The sequence below is a fragment of the Pseudoflavonifractor phocaeensis genome (genome assembly GCF_016901735.1).
Taxonomy (GTDB): Bacteria; Bacillota; Clostridia; order Oscillospirales; family Oscillospiraceae; genus Pseudoflavonifractor_A.
Window position 1 is genome coordinate 1 of the sequence record NZ_JACLZC010000065.1, and the last position, 17,033, is coordinate 17,033.

At 60.5% G+C, this 17,033-nt stretch carries 13 protein-coding genes; 5 read left to right on the top strand and 8 right to left on the bottom strand.

From position 1 onward, the window contains the following. The first annotated feature begins 258 nt into the window (after positions 1-258). Positions 259-2,592 (top strand): vitamin B12-dependent ribonucleotide reductase, encoded by a 2,334-nt coding sequence (locus tag H7U37_RS12195; RefSeq protein ID WP_204876055.1) that lies wholly within the window; start codon positions 259-261, stop codon positions 2,590-2,592. A 282-nt stretch (positions 2,593-2,874) separates the two neighbouring features. On the opposite strand, the gene H7U37_RS12200 is transcribed toward H7U37_RS12195, so the two are convergent. From H7U37_RS12200 to H7U37_RS12210, 3 genes are read right to left on the bottom strand one after another with little or no spacing between them, the layout of a single operon-like run. After that, positions 2,875-3,333 (bottom strand): MarR family winged helix-turn-helix transcriptional regulator, encoded by a 459-nt coding sequence (locus H7U37_RS12200; RefSeq protein ID WP_204876056.1) that lies wholly within the window; start codon positions 3,331-3,333, stop codon positions 2,875-2,877. Between the two features lie 5 nt (positions 3,334-3,338). Beyond that, a complete protein-coding gene (locus H7U37_RS12205; RefSeq protein WP_204876058.1) occupies positions 3,339-5,240 on the bottom strand; it encodes an ABC transporter ATP-binding protein in 1,902 nt (633 codons plus the stop codon). Beyond that, on the bottom strand, positions 5,230-6,966 hold the full coding sequence (locus tag H7U37_RS12210; RefSeq protein ID WP_204876060.1) for an ABC transporter ATP-binding protein: 1,737 nt from the start codon (positions 6,964-6,966) through the stop codon (positions 5,230-5,232). Before H7U37_RS12210 ends, H7U37_RS12205 begins: the two co-directional genes overlap by 11 nt. A 255-nt stretch (positions 6,967-7,221) precedes the next feature. On the opposite strand from H7U37_RS12210, the gene H7U37_RS12215 reads away from it, so the two are divergent. Next, the gene (locus tag H7U37_RS12215; RefSeq protein WP_204876062.1) at positions 7,222-7,686 is read left to right on the top strand and encodes a MarR family winged helix-turn-helix transcriptional regulator; all 465 of its coding nucleotides are present in this window, start codon (positions 7,222-7,224) and stop codon (positions 7,684-7,686) included. Positions 7,687-7,737: 51 nt separating this feature from the next. On the opposite strand, the gene H7U37_RS12220 is transcribed toward H7U37_RS12215, so the two are convergent. The 3 genes from H7U37_RS12220 to H7U37_RS12230 form a co-directional block, all read right to left on the bottom strand. After that, positions 7,738-8,631 (bottom strand): DUF6076 domain-containing protein, encoded by an 894-nt coding sequence (locus H7U37_RS12220; RefSeq protein ID WP_204876064.1) that lies wholly within the window; start codon positions 8,629-8,631, stop codon positions 7,738-7,740. A gap of 80 nt (positions 8,632-8,711) precedes the next feature. Then, positions 8,712-11,339 (bottom strand): ATP-dependent chaperone ClpB, encoded by a 2,628-nt coding sequence (clpB, locus tag H7U37_RS12225; RefSeq protein ID WP_204876065.1) that lies wholly within the window; start codon positions 11,337-11,339, stop codon positions 8,712-8,714. A gap of 38 nt (positions 11,340-11,377) precedes the next feature. Further along, a complete protein-coding gene (locus tag H7U37_RS12230; RefSeq protein ID WP_420875805.1) occupies positions 11,378-11,608 on the bottom strand; it encodes a helix-turn-helix domain-containing protein in 231 nt (76 codons plus the stop codon). A 57-nt stretch (positions 11,609-11,665) separates the two neighbouring features. Here H7U37_RS12230 and H7U37_RS12235 point away from each other — a divergent pair, with 57 nt between their 5' ends. Next, the gene (locus tag H7U37_RS12235; RefSeq protein ID WP_204876067.1) at positions 11,666-11,872 is read left to right on the top strand and encodes a hypothetical protein; all 207 of its coding nucleotides are present in this window, start codon (positions 11,666-11,668) and stop codon (positions 11,870-11,872) included. A 20-nt stretch (positions 11,873-11,892) separates the two neighbouring features. Here the strand turns inward: H7U37_RS12235 and H7U37_RS12240 are convergent, their stop codons facing one another. Next, a complete protein-coding gene (locus H7U37_RS12240) occupies positions 11,893-12,321 on the bottom strand; it encodes an Hsp20/alpha crystallin family protein (RefSeq protein WP_204876068.1) in 429 nt (142 codons plus the stop codon). A gap of 333 nt (positions 12,322-12,654) precedes the next feature. Between H7U37_RS12240 and H7U37_RS12245 the strand changes: the two genes are divergently transcribed. Together H7U37_RS12245 and H7U37_RS12250 are read left to right on the top strand one after the other, a co-directional pair. Continuing rightward, a complete protein-coding gene (locus H7U37_RS12245; RefSeq protein ID WP_243413598.1) occupies positions 12,655-14,034 on the top strand; it encodes an MATE family efflux transporter in 1,380 nt (459 codons plus the stop codon). Between the two features lie 177 nt (positions 14,035-14,211). After that, complete coding sequence (locus tag H7U37_RS12250) at positions 14,212-16,527, top strand: S-layer homology domain-containing protein (RefSeq protein WP_204876070.1); 2,316 nt, start codon at positions 14,212-14,214, stop codon at positions 16,525-16,527. 309 nt (positions 16,528-16,836) lie between these two features. Here H7U37_RS12250 and H7U37_RS12255 read toward each other — a convergent pair. Beyond that, positions 16,837-17,033: S-layer homology domain-containing protein (locus H7U37_RS12255; RefSeq protein ID WP_204876071.1), on the bottom strand; the 197-nt coding region annotated here is incomplete at its 5' end.

The window sequence follows — 17,033 nt, forward strand, 5'->3', positions numbered from 1 at the left end:
TCCAAGCAACTTGCTGTCCACAACCGCCGCTCAAACAACTTTCCCATGAGGCCCCTGGGCTGGCTTTCCCCCTCTGAGTTCACTGTCCAATATGTTTGACAAACCTACAGGCTACATATTGACAAGCCGCGCCTTCGTGGTACAATATCCAGTATATCCGTTTCCGCCGGCCTGCGTTGTGGGCCGGCGCTTCCATGCCGCCCCGGCGCGGCGATCCGATTTTGATCAGTTTCTTGACAGAGAGGGAGACGATTTTATATGCCCATTTCCGAAAACGCCAAAGCCGTGCTGGAAAAGCGCTATCTCATCCGGGACGAGAACGGCCAGCCCACTGAGACGGTGGACGGGCTCTTCCACCGTGTGGCAGACGCCATCGCCCAGGCGGACGCGGTCTTTGACGCCGGCGCCGATGTGGCCGCCACCGCACAGTCCTTTTATGAGATGATGACCGGGCTGGAGTTTTTGCCCAACTCCCCCACCCTCATGAACGCCGGCCGGCCTCTGGGCCAGCTCTCGGCCTGCTTTGTCCTCCCCGTGGGCGACTCCATGGAGGAAATCTTTGACGCCATCAAAAACGCCGCCCTGATCCACAAATCCGGCGGCGGCACCGGCTTTTCCTTCTCCCGCCTTCGCTCCCGGGGCTCCACCGTCAACTCCACCGGCGGCGTGGCCTCCGGCCCCATTTCCTTCATGAAGGTCTTTAACGCCGCCACCGAGGCCGTCAAGCAGGGCGGCACCCGCCGGGGCGCCAATATGGGCATCCTCCGGGTGGATCACCCCGACATCATGGACTTCATTACCTGTAAGAATGATACCCGCGAAATCACCAATTTCAACCTCTCGGTGGGAATCACCGAGGCCTTTATGCAGGCTGTGGAGCAGAACACCGACTATCCTCTGGTGGACCCCGCCAGCCGGCAGATCACCGGCCGGCTCAGCGCCCGCAAGGTCTTTGAGGCCATCATTCAGTCCGCCTGGCAGACCGGCGAGCCGGGCATCATCTTCCTGGACCGCCTCAACCGGGACAACCCCGTCCCTTCCCTGGGGGAGATCGAGTCCACCAACCCCTGCGGCGAGCAGCCCCTGCTGCCCTACGAGGCCTGCAACCTGGGCTCCATCAATCTGGTCCGCCATCTGAAAAAGACCGATTCCGGCTGGGCGCTGGACCGGGACAAGCTCTCCGACACCGTCCGTAAGGCGGTCCATTTCCTGGACAACGTCATTGAGGTCAACAAGTACCCCCTCCCCGAAATCGACCAGATGACCCGCTCCACCCGCAAGATCGGCCTGGGCGTCATGGGCTTTGCCGATATGCTCCTCTACCTGGGCATTCCCTACAACAGCGAGGCGGGCGTGGAGATGGGACGCACCGTCATGGAGCTGGTGGAGTCGGTGGGCCACCAGGCCAGCCAGGCCCTGGCCGCTCAGCGTGGCGCCTTCCCCTGCTTTGACCAGAGCGTTTTCCGCGACGCCGCTCCCCTGCGCAACGCCACCGTCACCACCATTGCCCCCACCGGCACCCTGTCCATCATCGCCGGCGTCTCCTCCGGCGTGGAGCCGGTCTTTGCCTACGCCTATATCCGCAATGTCATGGACAATACCCACCTCATCGAGGCCAACGGCATTTTGAAGGACGTCCTGGTCAGCCGCGGCCTGTATTCCGAGGCCCTCATGCAGCAGATCGTGGAGCAGGGCTCTCTGGCCCACATCGCCGGCATCCCCGAGGACATCCGCCGGGTCTTTGTCTGCGCCCACGACGTCTCCCCCGTGTGGCATGTGAAGATGCAGGCCGCGTTCCAGACCTACACCGACAACGCCGTGTCCAAAACAGTGAATTTCCCCAACTCCGCCACCCAGGACGACGTGCGGGAGGTCTACGAGCTGGCCTACCGGCTGGGCTGTAAGGGCACCACCATTTACCGGGACGGCTCCCGCCAGGAGCAGGTGCTCAACATCGGCAAGGTCAACGACGGCCGCGCCGCCCAGCCGCAGCCCCAGGAGGACTCCCCCCTGTGCGACGCCTGCCAGAGCAACCAGCCCGGCTACGGCACCATTTTGCCCCGTCCCCGTCCGGAGATCACCACCGGCTTTACCGAAAAGGTGAAGATCGGCTGCGGCAATCTGTATATCACCGTCAATTACGACGAAAACGGCATTTGTGAGGTCTTTACCAACACCGGCCGGGCCGGCGGCTGTCCCAGCCAGAGCGAGGCCACCGCCCGCCTGGTCTCGGTGGGTATCCGGGCCGGTATGGACCCCAAGGAGATCATCCAGCAGCTCAAGGGCATCCGCTGTCCCTCCTGTCTGCGTCAGCCGGGCGTCCCCGTTACCTCCTGCCCCGACGCCATCGCCAAGGCCCTGGAAAAGGTCCAGAAGGCCGCCAGCAACGGCACCCTGCCCGCCCCCATCGGCTCCGTCACCACCACGGCCCCCGCCGTCTCCACCGCTTCCGCCTGTAAAGCGCCGGTGATGGCCGATATGACCCCCGCCCAGGCCAAGCTGGCCAAGTTCTGCCCCGAGTGCGGCTCCCGGCTGGAGCACGAGGGCGGCTGCGTCACCTGCCGCGAGTGCGGCTACTCCAAGTGCGGCTAACCTCCTTTCTTCCGCCTACTTTCTTTCGAGAAAGAAAGTAGGCAAAGAAAGCTTCCATCTGCCCCCGGACCTGCGGTCCGGGGGCTTCCTGTTCCCTCCACCCGCTGTAAAAGCTGTAAAAGCAACGTAGGTGAAACGCGGTGCAGGAAACGTCAACGTGCCTGCATGGAAGCGGGCGACCACAAGGGTCGCCCCTACGGGGTGGGAGTGGATTGCATTTTTTATCTCTAACAGACAAAAAAATCGCCGTCAGACCGGAAACCAAGTGTCTGACGGCGATTCTTATACATCTTCCAGCGCACGGTCCATTCGGACCAGAAGGCGGAGCAGATCCGCTTGCTCCTCCTTGGAGAATCCTTGCAGCATATTCTCCTCCAGCTGAAGCATGGACTGCCGGCTTTCCACGGCGGCCTCCTGTCCCTTTGGCGTCAGGGTCAGCTTTTTGACCCGGTTGTCCCGGGGGTCCACCTGCCGTTGGATGCAGCCATCCCGTTCCAGCTTCTTCAGGTGCTCCCCCACCGAGGCCCCGGAGAGCCGCAGCGCCGTCCCCAGCTCACACTGGGACTGTTCCCCCTCCTCCAGGAGATAGGTCAGAATCAGACGCTGCCCCAGAGAATAGCGGCTTGCCGGACGGGACCGGCGCATATTCTGCCACAAGCGCCGGTCCATGCAGGCCAGCTGATAGAAGAGACTGTCCACCATCCGTCCTGTGTCCGTGAGATGGGTGGGGTTCCCGTTCATAGCCGTCACTCCAGCTCGAACGCGCCGGTATAGAGCTGATAATACTTGCCCTTCTTGGCAATCAGCTCGTCGTGGCTGCCCCGTTCGATGATGTGGCCCAGCTCAAGCACCATGATAACGTCGGAGTTCTGCACGGTGGACAGCCGGTGGGCAATGACGAAAACGGTACGTCCCGTCATCAGGGCGTCCATGCCCCGCTGCACGATAGCTTCGGTACGGGTGTCGATGGAGGAGGTGGCCTCATCCAGGATCATGACCGGCGGGTCGGCCACGGCGGCCCGGGCGATGCTCAGCAGCTGACGCTGGCCCTGGGAAAGGCTGCTGCCGTCTCCGTCGATGACGGTCTGGTAGCCGTCGGGCAGACGGCGGATGAAGTCGTCGGCGTTGGCCAGGGTGGCGGCGGCGATACACTCCTCGTCGGTGGCGTCCAGACGGCCATAGCGGATGTTGTCCATGATGGTGCCGGTGAAGAGGTTGGTATCCTGGAGCACCACGCCCAGAGAGCGGCGGAGATCCGATTTTTTGATCTTGTTGATGTTGATGCCGTCATAGCGGATCTTGCCGTCGGCAATGTCATAAAAGCGGTTGATGAGGTTGGTAATGGTGGTCTTGCCCGCGCCGGTGGCGCCCACGAAGGCCACCTTCTGGCCGGGCTCGGCGTAAAGGGTGATGTCGTGGAGGACGATCTTGTCCGGGTTGTAGCCAAAGTCCACATCCACCAGGCGCACGTCGCCGGTCAGACGGGTATAGGTGATGGTGCCGTCCCCATGGGGGTGCTTCCACGCCCACAGGTTGGTGCGCTCCTCGGTCTCCTCCAGTTCGCCGGTCTCCTTGTTGTACTTGGCGTTGACCAGGGTCACATAGCCGTTGTCGGTCTCCGGCTCCTCGTCCATGAGCTTGAAAATACGGCCGGCGCCCGCCAGGGCCATGACCACCGAGTTGAGCTGCATGGAGATCTGGTTGATGGGCATGATGAAGCTGCGCAGCAGCAGCAGGAAGGAGGAGATCACGCCCAGGGTGATGGTACCGCCCACGCCGCACAGGGCCATGGTGCCGCCCAGCACGGCGATGATCACATAGAGCAGGTTGCCGATGTTGGCCATGATGGGCATGAGCATATTGGAGAAGCGGTTGGCCTGGGTGGCGTTGTGGCACAGCTCGTCGTTGAGCTTGTCAAAGCCCTCCTTGGCCTTTTCCTCGTGGCAGAATACCTTGATGACCTTCTGTCCGTGGATCATTTCCTCAATATAGCCGTCCACCTCGCCCATGGAGATCTGCTGCTTGATGAAGAAGTGACCCGACTGGCCGGTGAGATACTTGGTGACGTTGAGCATCAGCGCCACGCCGATGAGCACCAGAATGGTCAGCCAGATGTTGGTGAAAATCATGGCGCACAGCACCGCCACCACCGTCACCGCCGAGTTGAATACCTGGGGAATACTCTGGGAGAGCATCTGACGCAGGGTGTCGATGTCGTTGGTGTAGTAGCTCATGATGTCGCCGTTGGTGTGGGTGTCAAAATAGCGGATGGGCAGCTGCTCCATGTGGGCGAACATTTCGTCACGGATGTCCCGCTGGGCCTGCTGGGAGATGTCCACCATCAGGCGCTGGTAGCAGAGGTTGCACACCACGCCCAAGGCGTAAATACAGCCCATGCCCATCAGGGCCCGGATCAGGTTGCTGAAATCGGGGTTGGCCATCTGGAGCAGCGGGGTGATGTAATCGTCGATCAGGCTGCGGATAAAGACCGAGCCCATGACGCCGGCGGCGGCGCTGATGATGATGCACACGATGACCGCCACAAAGCGGAGCTTGTTGCGTCCCACCACATAGCCCAGCAGGCGGCGGATGACTTTGCCGATCCCGGGCTGGACCAGATTTTTACGGGGTTCCTTGTTAGGCGTCATGCTCGCTGCCTCCCTTCTGCTGAGATTCGTATACTTCGCGGTAGATCTGGTTGCTCTTGAGGAGCTCTTCGTGGGTACCCACGGCGTCGATCCGGCCGCCGTCCATCACCACGATCTTGTCCGCGTCCTGCACCGAGGAGACACGCTGGGCAATGATGATCTTGGTGGTGTCGGGGATCTCCTCCAGGAAGGCCTGACGGATGAGGGCGTCGGTCTTGGTGTCCACCGCGGAGGTGGAGTCGTCCAGGATGAGGATCTTGGGCTTTTTCAGCAGGGCGCGGGCAATACAAAGGCGCTGCTTCTGTCCGCCGGAGACGTTGGTGCCTCCCTGCTCGATGTAGGTGTCATACTTTTTGGGAAAACGCTGGATGAACTCGTCGGCCTGGGCCAACTGGCAGGCCCGGATCAGCTCCTCGTCGCTGGCGTGCTCATTGCCCCAGCGGAGGTTTTCCTTAATGGTGCCGGAGAAGAGTTCGTTCTTCTGGAGCACCATGGCCACCTCGTTGCGCAGGTCCTCCAGGCCGTACGCCCGCACGTCCTTGCCGCCCACCAGCAGCTGACCGCAGGTCACGTCGTACAGACGGGGGATGAGCTGCACCAGGGAGCTCTTGGCCGCGCCGGTGCCGCCGATGATGCCCACCGTCTCGCCGGAGGCGATCTCCAGATTCACGTCCCGCAGGGCCAGCTTGTTGGGGTCCTTGGCGTAGCTGAAGCTCACGTCCCGGAAGGAGATGCTGCCGTCCGCCACCTCGTGGACCGGATCTTCCGGGTCCCGGATGTCGGGCTGCTCCAGCATCAGCTCCACGATACGCTCGGTGGAGGACTTGGCCATGGTCACCATGACAAAGACCATGGAGAGCATCATCAGGTTCATCAGGATCTGCATGGCGTAGGAGATCATGGTGGTCAGCTGGCCGGTGGTCATGCTGCCCGCCACGATGAAGTTGGCGGCAAACCAGGAAATGCAGATCATGCAGGAATAGATGGCAAACTGCATGGTGGGGGCGTTGAAGGCCACCATTTTTTCGGCGCGGGTGAAGTTCTTATAAATGTCCTGGGACACCTTGTCGAACTTCTCCACCTCGTGGTCCTCCCGGACATAGGACTTGACCACCCGAATGCCCCGCAGGTTCTCCTGGACCACGCTGTTGAGCTTATCGTAAATGCGAAAAACCTTTTCAAAAACGGGATGTACATGGGTGGCGATGTAAAAGAGGACAAAGCCCACGATCACAATGCCCACCAGGAACACGCTGGCCAGGGTGGGCTGGAGCAGGAAGGCCATGACCAGAGAGGCCACCATCATCACCGGGGCGCGCACGGCGATGCGGACCAGCATCTGATAGGCGTTCTGCACGTTGGTCACGTCGGTGGTGAGCCGGGTAACGATACTGGCGGTGGAAAACTTGTCGATGTTGGAAAAGGAGTATTCCTGCACCTTATAATACATATCGTGGCGCAGGTTGCGGGCAAAGCCGGCCGAGGCGATGGCCGCGAAATGGCCGGAGCAGCCGCCGAAGATCAGGGATAAAATCGCGCTGACCGCCAGCAGGGCGCCATAGTACCAGATGGCGGACATACTGCCGCCGTCAATGCCCTTATCCATCAGCTCCGCGATGAGCACCGGGATGATGACCTCCATCACCACCTCCAGCGTGACGAAAAGAGGGGCCAACAGCGATTCCTTCCTGAACTCTCGGATGCTTTTTGACAACAATTTGATCATAGGCAATCCCATCCTTCAATCATTAGAATGTTGCCAAAGCAACAGTATCCGTATTATCATCCCCCTACCATGGCAGGCAGGGGGCGCACGGCAATTTGTTGCTTAGGCAAGTATTATTATAGCACAACCAGTTGATAAGTCAACAGCCTGCTTCCCCTTCCTTTGGCGTCATTCTTGACAAAAAGTAGCGGGGGCGATAAAATTTATCTGGGCGTGTTGCCTTTTTCCTATTTTTTTATAAGGGGGCGTTTTGCTATGGACCCTTCTCACTTCCCTCCTCCGGAATCTCTGCCCGACTCCATGCTGGAGCGCGCCCCCTTCGCACACCTTTTTTCCGTCATCCACCGCCAGTCCAGCATCGCCATGACCCGGCGGCTGCGGGAATCAGGGGTCACATTCGGCCAGTTTTTCTCCATCCGCTATATTTTCGAGCATGAGGGCTGCTCTCAGGAACAGCTCTCCCACCGGCTGCGGATGGACAAGGGCGCGGTGGCCCGTACCGTCCACGCCCTGGAAGAGGACGGCTATGTCCAGCGCCTCCCCGACCCGGCCGACCGCCGGCGGGTGATCCTCTCCCTCACCGAGCGGGGCAAGGAGCAATACCGCACCATCGTGCGCATCAGCGACGAGTGGGAGGATGTACTCCTCCGCGACCTCTCCCCCGAGGAGCGGCAGGAGCTGCGCCGCCTCCTGATCAAAGTCGTCCACACCCTCAATTAACGCAAAGACCGCGAACGGGAAATAACTCCTGTTCGCGGTCTTTCTTCTGCTCTAAAGGCGGTTGAGGGCGGCCTGGTACTCCTCCGCCGGCCAAGTCCGGCCGGCGGCCAGCGCCTGGGCGTATTCTTCCAGCGCCGCGTCCCGGAGCCGTTCCGCCTCCCGGGTCCAGGCCTGGAACTCCTCCCGGCTCATGGTCTTTTTCAGTACCCGGGCATAGTATTTTTTATACGCCCGCTGGTGGAGTTTCCACACCTCGTTGTCCTTGACTTTATGTCCGAAGCTGGTGCGGGCCCCCACCTCCCGGCAGGTCTTGCCCTCCTCCCCCGGCGCGGGACCGGCGCAGTATTCAAACCCGGTCCCCCGCTCCTTCAAAAACCACCGGCCGCAGTTGCGGCAGCGCTTGGGGCTGCTGCCGTAGGTCAGGGCCTTGCCCAGCTCCAGCACGATCAAGTGGGACAGGCGCTGGAAGGTAACCTCCTCCTCCAGCGCGCCGCCGTCCGTCCGGACGTAGCGCACCCACACCTGAGGCAGAACGGCAGGCTGGGGAAAGTCTGTCCGCTCCCCCGTGAGGAAGGGGACCACCGCCTCCTCCAGCCAGCGGAGATCCTCCGCCAAGGCCAGATAGCCCTCCCGGTTAGCAAAAAAGCCCTCGCCGTGAGACTGAAAGGGGGGTGGGTCAATGTCCTTTCGTTTGGCCAGCAGACCATAGAGGGGCATCTCCCGCAGCAGGGCGTTGGCCCGGCGGGAGGCGGTCCGGTAGCCCATGCGGTCCCGCCGCTGGAAGGCCTCCTCCAGCGCCTTGGCGCAGGAGAGGTACTCTCCACGGTCGGCGTTGAGCCAATCGGTGGTAAGTCCGCCCAGCGGGCAGGACTGCCCTTCCAGCGTGCAGGCGTCTCCCCGGAACCAGACTGAAAAGGTAAAAAATGCCTCCTCTGTGTGCATCATGCCTGGTATCCCCCTTTTTTCCCTTTATTTTTCATACATTATAACCGAAACAAAGGGAAATGACAAGGGCCGCTTTTTCCTTACTCCACCACCTCGCCGGTGAGCACCGTCCTGGCCTCCACGGCCAGCTGATCGTCAGCCACGTCCACGGTGAGGGTATCGCCGGGCTGGACCTGGCCGCCGATGATCTGGCGGCTGATGAGGGTCTCCACGGTATGCTGGAGGTAGCGGCGCAGAGGACGAGCGCCGTAAATGGGGTCGTAAGCCGCGTCGATGATGAACTGCTTGGCGGCGTCGGTGAGCTCCACGGTGAGTTGCTTTTCGGACAGGCGGCGGTTCAGGTCGTCCACCATCAGGTCGATGATGTGGGTAATGTTTCCCTTGGTCAGGGGCTTGTAGAACACGATCTCGTCCAGACGGTTGAGGAATTCCGGACGGAAGGAGTGCTTGAGCAGGTCGTTGACCTGATCCCGGGCGCTCTGGCTGATCTCGCCGTCGGGCTGGATGCCGTCCAGCAGGAACTGGGAGCCCAGGTTGGAGGTCAGGATGATGATGGTATTCTTGAAATCCACCGTTCTTCCTTGACTGTCCGTAATACGTCCGTCATCCAATACTTGCAGTAGTACATTGAACACATCCGGATGGGCCTTTTCCACCTCGTCGAAGAGGATGACCGAATAGGGCTTGCGGCGCACCGCCTCGGTGAGCTGACCGCCCTCCTCATAGCCCACATATCCCGGAGGGGCGCCGATGAGGCGGGAGACGGAGAATTTCTCCATATACTCGCTCATGTCGATGCGGACCATGTTCTTCTCGCTGTCGAAGAGGGCTTCGGCCAGGGCCTTGGCCAGCTCGGTCTTGCCCACGCCGGTGGGGCCCAGGAAGAGGAAGGAGCCAATGGGACGGTCCGGGTCGGCAATGCCGGCGCGGCTGCGGAGGATGGACTCGGACACCAGGCGGACCGCCTCGTCCTGACCCACCACCCGCTGGTGGAGGATGTCCTCCAGGTGGAGGAGCTTCTCCCGCTCCCCCTCCATGAGCTTGGACACGGGAATGCCGGTCCAGCGCTGGATGATGCGGGCGATCTCCTCTTCGGTGACCTTGTCCCGCAGGAGGGAATCCTCCTTGCTCTGCTGGGCCAGGGCCTCCTCCGCCTCCAGGGCCTGCTTCAGCTCGGGGATGCGGCCGTATTGCAGCTCGGCGGCCCGGTCCAGATCGTATTTGCGCTGGGCCTCCTCCAGCTGGGCGTTGGCCTCCTCCAGCTCCTGGCGCAGCTGCTGTACCTTGCCGATGGCCCCTTTTTCGTTCTCCCAGCGGGCTTTTTGGGCCTTAAACCCCTCCCGCAGGTCGGAAAGCTCCTTTTGAATCTCGCTCAGATGCTCCTGGGACAGGGCGTCGTCCTCCTTTTTGAGGGCGGCTTCCTCGATCTCCAGCTGGATGATCTTGCGCTGGATCACGTCCAGCTCGGTGGGCATGGAGTCAATCTCGGTGCGGATCATGGCGCAGGCCTCGTCGATGAGGTCGATGGCCTTGTCGGGCAGGAACCGGTCGGTGATATAGCGGTTGGACAGGGATGCGGCGGCGATGATGGCCCCGTCGGTGATTTTCACGCCGTGGAACACCTGATAGCGCTCTTTCAGGCCGCGGAGGATGGCCACCGTGTCCTCCACGGTGGGCTCCCGCACCATGACGGTCTGGAACCGGCGCTCCAAGGCGGCGTCCTTTTCGATATACTGGCGGTATTCATTGAGGGTGGTGGCGCCGATGCAGTGGAGCTCACCCCGGGCCAGCATGGGTTTCAGGAGGTTGCCGGCGTCCATGGCGCCCTCGGTCTTGCCCGCGCCCACGATGGTGTGCAGCTCATCGATGAACAGGATGATGCGGCCCTCGGACTTCTTCACCTCGTTGAGGACGGCTTTCAGCCGCTCCTCAAACTCGCCCCGGTACTTGGCGCCGGCGATGAGGGCGCCCATATCCAGGGCAAAAATGGTCTTGTCCTTCAGAGAGCCGGGCACGTCGCCCTTGACGATGCGCTGGGCCAGGCCCTCGGCAATGGCGGTCTTGCCCACGCCGGGCTCGCCGATGAGGACGGGATTATTTTTGCTCTTGCGGGACAGGATGCGGATGACGTTGCGGATCTCGTCATCCCGGCCGATGACCGGGTCCAGCTTATTCTGCCGGGCCCGCTCCACCAGATCGGTACCGTACTTTTTCAGGGCGTCGTAGGTCTCCTCCGGGTTGTCGGAGGTGACCCGCTGGTTGCCCCGGACGGCGGACAGGGCCTGGAGCAGCCCCTCCTTGGTGACGTTGTAGGTGCGGAACAGGTTTTTCAGCGCCGGATTGGCGCACTCCACCAGGGCCAGCAGCAGATGCTCCACCGAGACATATTCATCCTTCATGGAGGCGGCGATGGCCTCGGCCTGGTTGAACAGTTTGTCCACATCCTGGGCCACATAGACCTTGTCCATCTCCCGGCCGGAACCGGAGACCCGGGGAAGCTTTTCCACCTCGGCCTGGACGGCGGCCTGGAAGCTGGGGACGGTCAGGCCCAGCTTGGCCAGGAGCTGGGGCACCAGCCCCTGCTCGGCGGTGAGAAGGGCAAGGAGGATGTGGGGCTGTTCGATCTGCTGGTTGCCGTACTCCACCGCCAGGCTCTGGGCGCTGCGGATGGCTTCCAGGGATTTTTGAGTATATTTCTGCGCGTTCATGGCGCGTTCACTTCCTTTCTCAAAAGAAACGGCATTGTTTATATCCGACCTAACAGATAGTCGGTGGTAACATGGTAAAAGTCAGCCAGTGTGATGAGATGCTGCAAGGGTAAATCACGTTTTCCCGTTTCATAAGTGCTGTATACCCGCTGGTCGATTCCAAGGATTTCGGCCACCTGCCGTTGTGTCAGGTCGCTGTCCTCTCTCAAATCGCGTAGACGTGGCAAATACATGTCAATCACCTCGTCTGCATTGTATGCTACTATCATATGATAGTGTTGCTTTTACTATCATACGATGGTAAAATAACAAGAGAGGTGATGTTTATGAAAACCACGCGCTACTACATGGTGGAAGCGGAAGTATGCGGGACCTGTATCCACTGCCATCAGCACTACGTCCTGAGTATGGGGCAACGCTTTTCGCCCCTTTGGTATGGACACTGCGGACGCCGCGGAATGCGCCACCCGCAGCCGGACGACCGCTGCCCCCACTACGCCAAGCGGGAAAAGGAGCCGGCCAGCAAGGACTGACCGGCTCCTCCATGCGCCGTTTACTCGATGGCGATCCGCTTGGTCTCAGGCACGGCGGGCTTGGCCTTGGGCAGGCTCAGCTCCAGGATGCCGTTCTTGTAGGCGGCGGTGATGCCGCTCTCGTCAATACCGGAGACATCAAAGCTGCGGCTGAAAGAGCCGTAGCGGCGCTCCCGGCGGATATACTGGCCCTTGCTGTCCTGCTGGTCCTTGTCCTCGCTGTGCTCGGCGTGGATGGTCAGGATATTGTCCTTCAGCTCCAGATGGATATCCTCCTTCTGGAAGCCGGGGAGCTCGCATTCTAAGAGGAAGCTCTCCCCGTTGTCCCGGATGTCAGTGCGGAAGGCGGGGACGCTGGAGTTGTTCTCGCCGAAGAACTTGCGCTGGAAGTTATCAAAAGCATCGAAAAAGTTGTCGTCACTGCGCTCAAAGGGAAGCATACCAAACATAAATAAAATCTCCTTTCAAAGGTCGAGGGTTTGTGAACAGATTAGCAGTCCAGGTTTTCTTTTGCTATTTCTTTGTCTGCGTCACGGAAACCATCCTCTTTCCGAGGCCCTTCCGGACCTCTTTCTCTGTTTCGTTGCCCTTAGTATAGCGTCTGTTTGTGAACAAACATAGCGTTAATTATGTCTAAATTGTAAACATTAGCACTCTCTATTTGAGAGTGCTAATTCTTTTCGGGCATACGGTGGTTTACTTCCCGTGAAAAACGCGGTATACTATCCTCCGCCGCGCGCTGCGCAGTCTGATATATATTATTAAGGAAGGGAGCCGATCCTATGCCCCGCCGCGCCAACGATCTGGGCCGCGACCCTGTCTTTCCTCTGGTCCTCCGCCTGGCCATTCCCACCATGCTGGCTCAGCTGGTCAACGTGCTTTACAGCATCGTGGACCGCATTTACATCGGAAATATCCCGGACATCGGCAGCCTGGCTCTGGCGGGCGTGGGGGTTTGCGGTCCCATTGTGACCCTGCTCTCCTCCTTTGCCACCCTGGTGGGGCTGGGCGGGTCGCCCATTATGGCCATGCGCATGGGCGAGGGACGGATGAGGCAGGCAAGCCGTATCCTCAACACCTGCTTTCTCATGCTGTGCGTTTTGTCTTTGGTGCTCACCGGCCTCTTTCTGCTGACCAAGGACCGGCTGCTCTTGTGGTTCGGCGCCAGTGAGAGCACCTTTCCCTACGCCAATACCTATCTGACCATCTACACCGCCGGCACCTTCTTTGCCCTCATGGCCAACGGCATGAACAGCTTCCTCATCTGTCAGGGCTATTCCGGCCTGGGCATGGCTACGGTGATGCTGGGCGCGGCGCTCAATATCGTGCTGGACCCGGTCTTTATCTTCGGCCTGGAGCTGGGGGTGGCCGGCGCGGCGCTGGCCACGGTCCTCTCCCAGGTGGCCTCCTGCGCCTTTGTGCTGCTGGCCCTCCGGCGCAAAAAAATGCCGGTGCCGCTGGGTCTGCGGGGCTTTCGGTGGCGCATCGTCCGCCGGGTGCTGGCCTTCGGCCTCTCCCCCTTCCTCATTATCGCCACCGACAGCATCCTGCTCATTCTCCTCAATACCGTGCTCCAGCGCTACGGCGGGCCCGGCCTGGGGGATACTCTGGTGACCTGCGCCACCATCGTCCAGAGCTATATGCTCCTCATTACCATGCCCATGGGCGGCATGACCCTGGGCACCCAGCCGGTGGTCAGCTTCAACTACGGCGCCGGACACCCACAACGCATCAAGGCCGCCATGAAGGCCATTGTGGGTCTGTGCCTGGCCTTTTGCGGGGTGATGCTGGTCTTTACCCACACCCTCTCCCCCCTCTTTGTCCGTCTCTTTACCAGCGACGCCGACCTGGCCGGACGCTCAGTCTCCTATATCAAGATCTTTACCGCCATGATCCTTCCCCTGGCGGTCCAGTATCCCCTGGTGGATGAAATCACCGCCCTGGGTCATCTGCGCCTGGCGCTTTTCTGCTCTCTGTTCCGAAAAAGCCTCTATTTCGCCGCCCTTCTCCTGCTTCCGGCCCTCTTTACCGCCCCGGCCACCTTCTTTGCCGAACCCGTCGCCGACCTGCTGGCCGCCTGCGTCACCACCGCGCTCTTTCTGCGCGCCTTCCCCCGCATCCTGCTGGAATGTGAAGGTCACGCTTCCCACCCCCTGTTATAGGACTGGGGTGAAAATATGACGGGGAAATATCTGATAGATTATCGGATACCCCGTTGCTCCCCCCTCCTTTTTATGCTATAATATTTCCAATTGGAGCGCTTCCTTCCCCTATCCGGCATAGTTGGAAAATTCCGACTGTGCCCGCATCCAAATCCAATTGTATATGGAGGTAGCATTATGCGTAAACAAAAACTCATTGCCGGTCTCCTGACAGCCGCGATGCTGTTTGGACTGCTCCCCGGCGCGCTGGCTGCGGCCCCAGACAACGTCAAGTCCACCGATCAGGCCAAGAGCGAACTGGGCGTTGATCTGCAAAAGTCTGCCGGCAGCTTTAACACCGATTGGGAAACCTCGGTCAAGCTGAGCATCTCCGCTCCCCTCAGTGAGACTCCGGTGGCGGTGGAGTTCGTGGTGGATACCACCACCAGTCTTTTCTCCGACGGCCAGCAGTCCCTGCTGGAGGCCTGGACCAAGACCATCTATGACTCCATGGCCGACAAGAACGTCAGCGTTGGCATCACCATCTTCGGCAGCGAGGCCAAGACCATCTTCCCCCTGACGGAACTGACCGCCGGCATGGACATGGACTATGATTACGCGGATCTGGCCTGGCTGACCGCCCACAACGGCACCAACGTCCAGGCCGGTATCGAAGCCGGTCTGGCTGACCTGACCAGCTCCTCCGCGGCCACCGACAACCGCTACCTGGTTCTCATCACCGACGGCGGCTCCTACTGGTGGATGGACGGCGATACCGCGGTCAACAACACCGCCAACGGCGCCCCCATGGGCAACTCCGACGCCGCTGAAATGGCCAAGGCTGACCCCGACTTCCAGCTCCATAGCCTGAAAGAGCTGCAGGAAGCCGACCTCACCTCCGGCGTTACCGCTTACACCAGCGACGCCAGTGAGCCTCTGCTTGACATCCTGGACCAGATTAAGACCAACGGCGATTACACCAACTTTGAAAAGGGCGTCGCCTTTGCCGCCAAAGCGGTGGACGAGGTTGTCGATGCCGACGTCAAGCTCATCACTGTGGGCTATGACTACTATAAGGACGACAAGGACGACACTTCTCTCAGCGCTCTGACCAAGCTGGCCGGTGAATTCATCGAATATGCGGCCGATAACTCCAAGTACGTCGCAATGCCCACCAGCCTGGAGACCACCGCCAATGAGCTGGACGGCATCATGTCCAACATTTACGGCGGTTCTGTCAACGTGGTTATTCCCGCCGGCAGCGTCATCACCGATGAGATCGGCCACAGCGCTCCCGGCGCCAGCGAGTCCTATAACTTCGACGTGGTGAAAGAAAACGCCTTTACCCTGTATTTCCAGGATGAAGGCGCCATCTCCGCCTATCTGGACGAGCATAACCACGCCTCCTTCCGTCACACCGACGGTTCCGTCTCCGAGCTCCAGTATTATCCCGCCACCAACGAGAACGACACCGAGTACTTCACCCTGACTCTGGGCCGTGACGTGGTGCGCAGCAACCGTGTGGACCTGTCCTACACCGCTGTGCTGTCTACCCGTGACACCTCCGAAGGCTCCCATGTGGTGGAGCCCAACCTGGACGCCTGGGTCACCCTGGCTGATCCCAAGGACGGCTCCCTTACCGAGGACTCCTATCTCTTCCCCGATCCCGAGATGACTTACCGGTATCATTACGGTCACGAGGGTCCTGGCGGCGGCGGCGACGTCACCATCGATGATGATGAAACGCCTCTGGGTCCGTCGCTGAATACCAGCGACCACTACGCCTACATCATCGGTCGTGACGACGGCTACGTCCATCCCGAGGCCAACATCACCCGTGCTGAGGTTGCCACCATCTTCTTCCGTATGCTCACCGATGACTCCCGTTCTCAGCTTTGGAAGTCCTCCAACAGCTATCCCGACGTGGAGCCCACCGACTGGTACAACAACGCTATTTCTACCCTGACCTATTCCGGCACCCTGACCGGTACCCCCGAAGGCGTCTTTAAGCCGGATAACGACATCACCCGCGCCGAGTTCGCCACCATCGCCGTCCGCTTCTTCGGCGGCGAGTACGAAGGCGAGGACCTCTTCCCCGACATTGCCGGCCACTGGGCTAACAAGTACATCAACTTGGCCGCCACTCTGGGCCTGGTCAACGGCAAGGGCGACGGCACCTTCGATCCCGACGCTCCCATCACCCGTGCCGAGGCCATGACCATTGTGAACCGTACCCTGGGTCGCTGTGCCGACGCCGATCACCTGTTGGACGGCATGATTACCTGGCCCGATAACAAGGATACCAGCGCTTGGTACTACGCCGATGTTCAGGAAGCCACCAACTCCCACGACATGGACATCATTACGGTGGACAACCAGCAGATCGAGTCTTGGACTGAGCTCCTGCCCGTCCGCGATTGGGCTGCCCTGGAGCGTGAGTGGTCCACCAACAACTCCTCCGATAACCCCGGCGACGTGCTTCCCGAGACGGTTGATCCCACTGCCGGTATGTAATTCCCTTCTTTCGCTCCAAGTAAAGGACGGCCCCCAGGTATATGACCTGGGGGCCGTTTTTTATCCCATTTTATAGGGGTATACAGAGGCCAGCAAGGACCTCAAAGCTATGGCGTGTGTTCCCATACCGCTCCCCTTCTCCCCTCTTACAGCGCCTCTACTCAGGTGGAGACAGCGTTCTCTTTTTCCACATCACACAGCCCAGCACCTGACGGCGGGCAGAGAAAAGATAGAGACGCCGGTCCCGAAATGGGGCCGGCGGCTCCGCCGTTTACCGGCTCTCAGCCTGCCTTACGGCAGCTCCGCTGTTCAGCCGATCTTGCTGTAATTGTAGAGCATCTGGGCCACTTCCGCACGGGTCGCGCTGCCCTGCGGGTCAAGCACGTTGTTCCCCTTCCCGGAGATCACGCCGTTGGACACCGCCCAGCGCACGCCCGCGGACGCCCACTCGGACACCTGATCCGCGTCGCTGAAGCTCAGCGCCTCCTCGCTCACCTCGGGGCTTC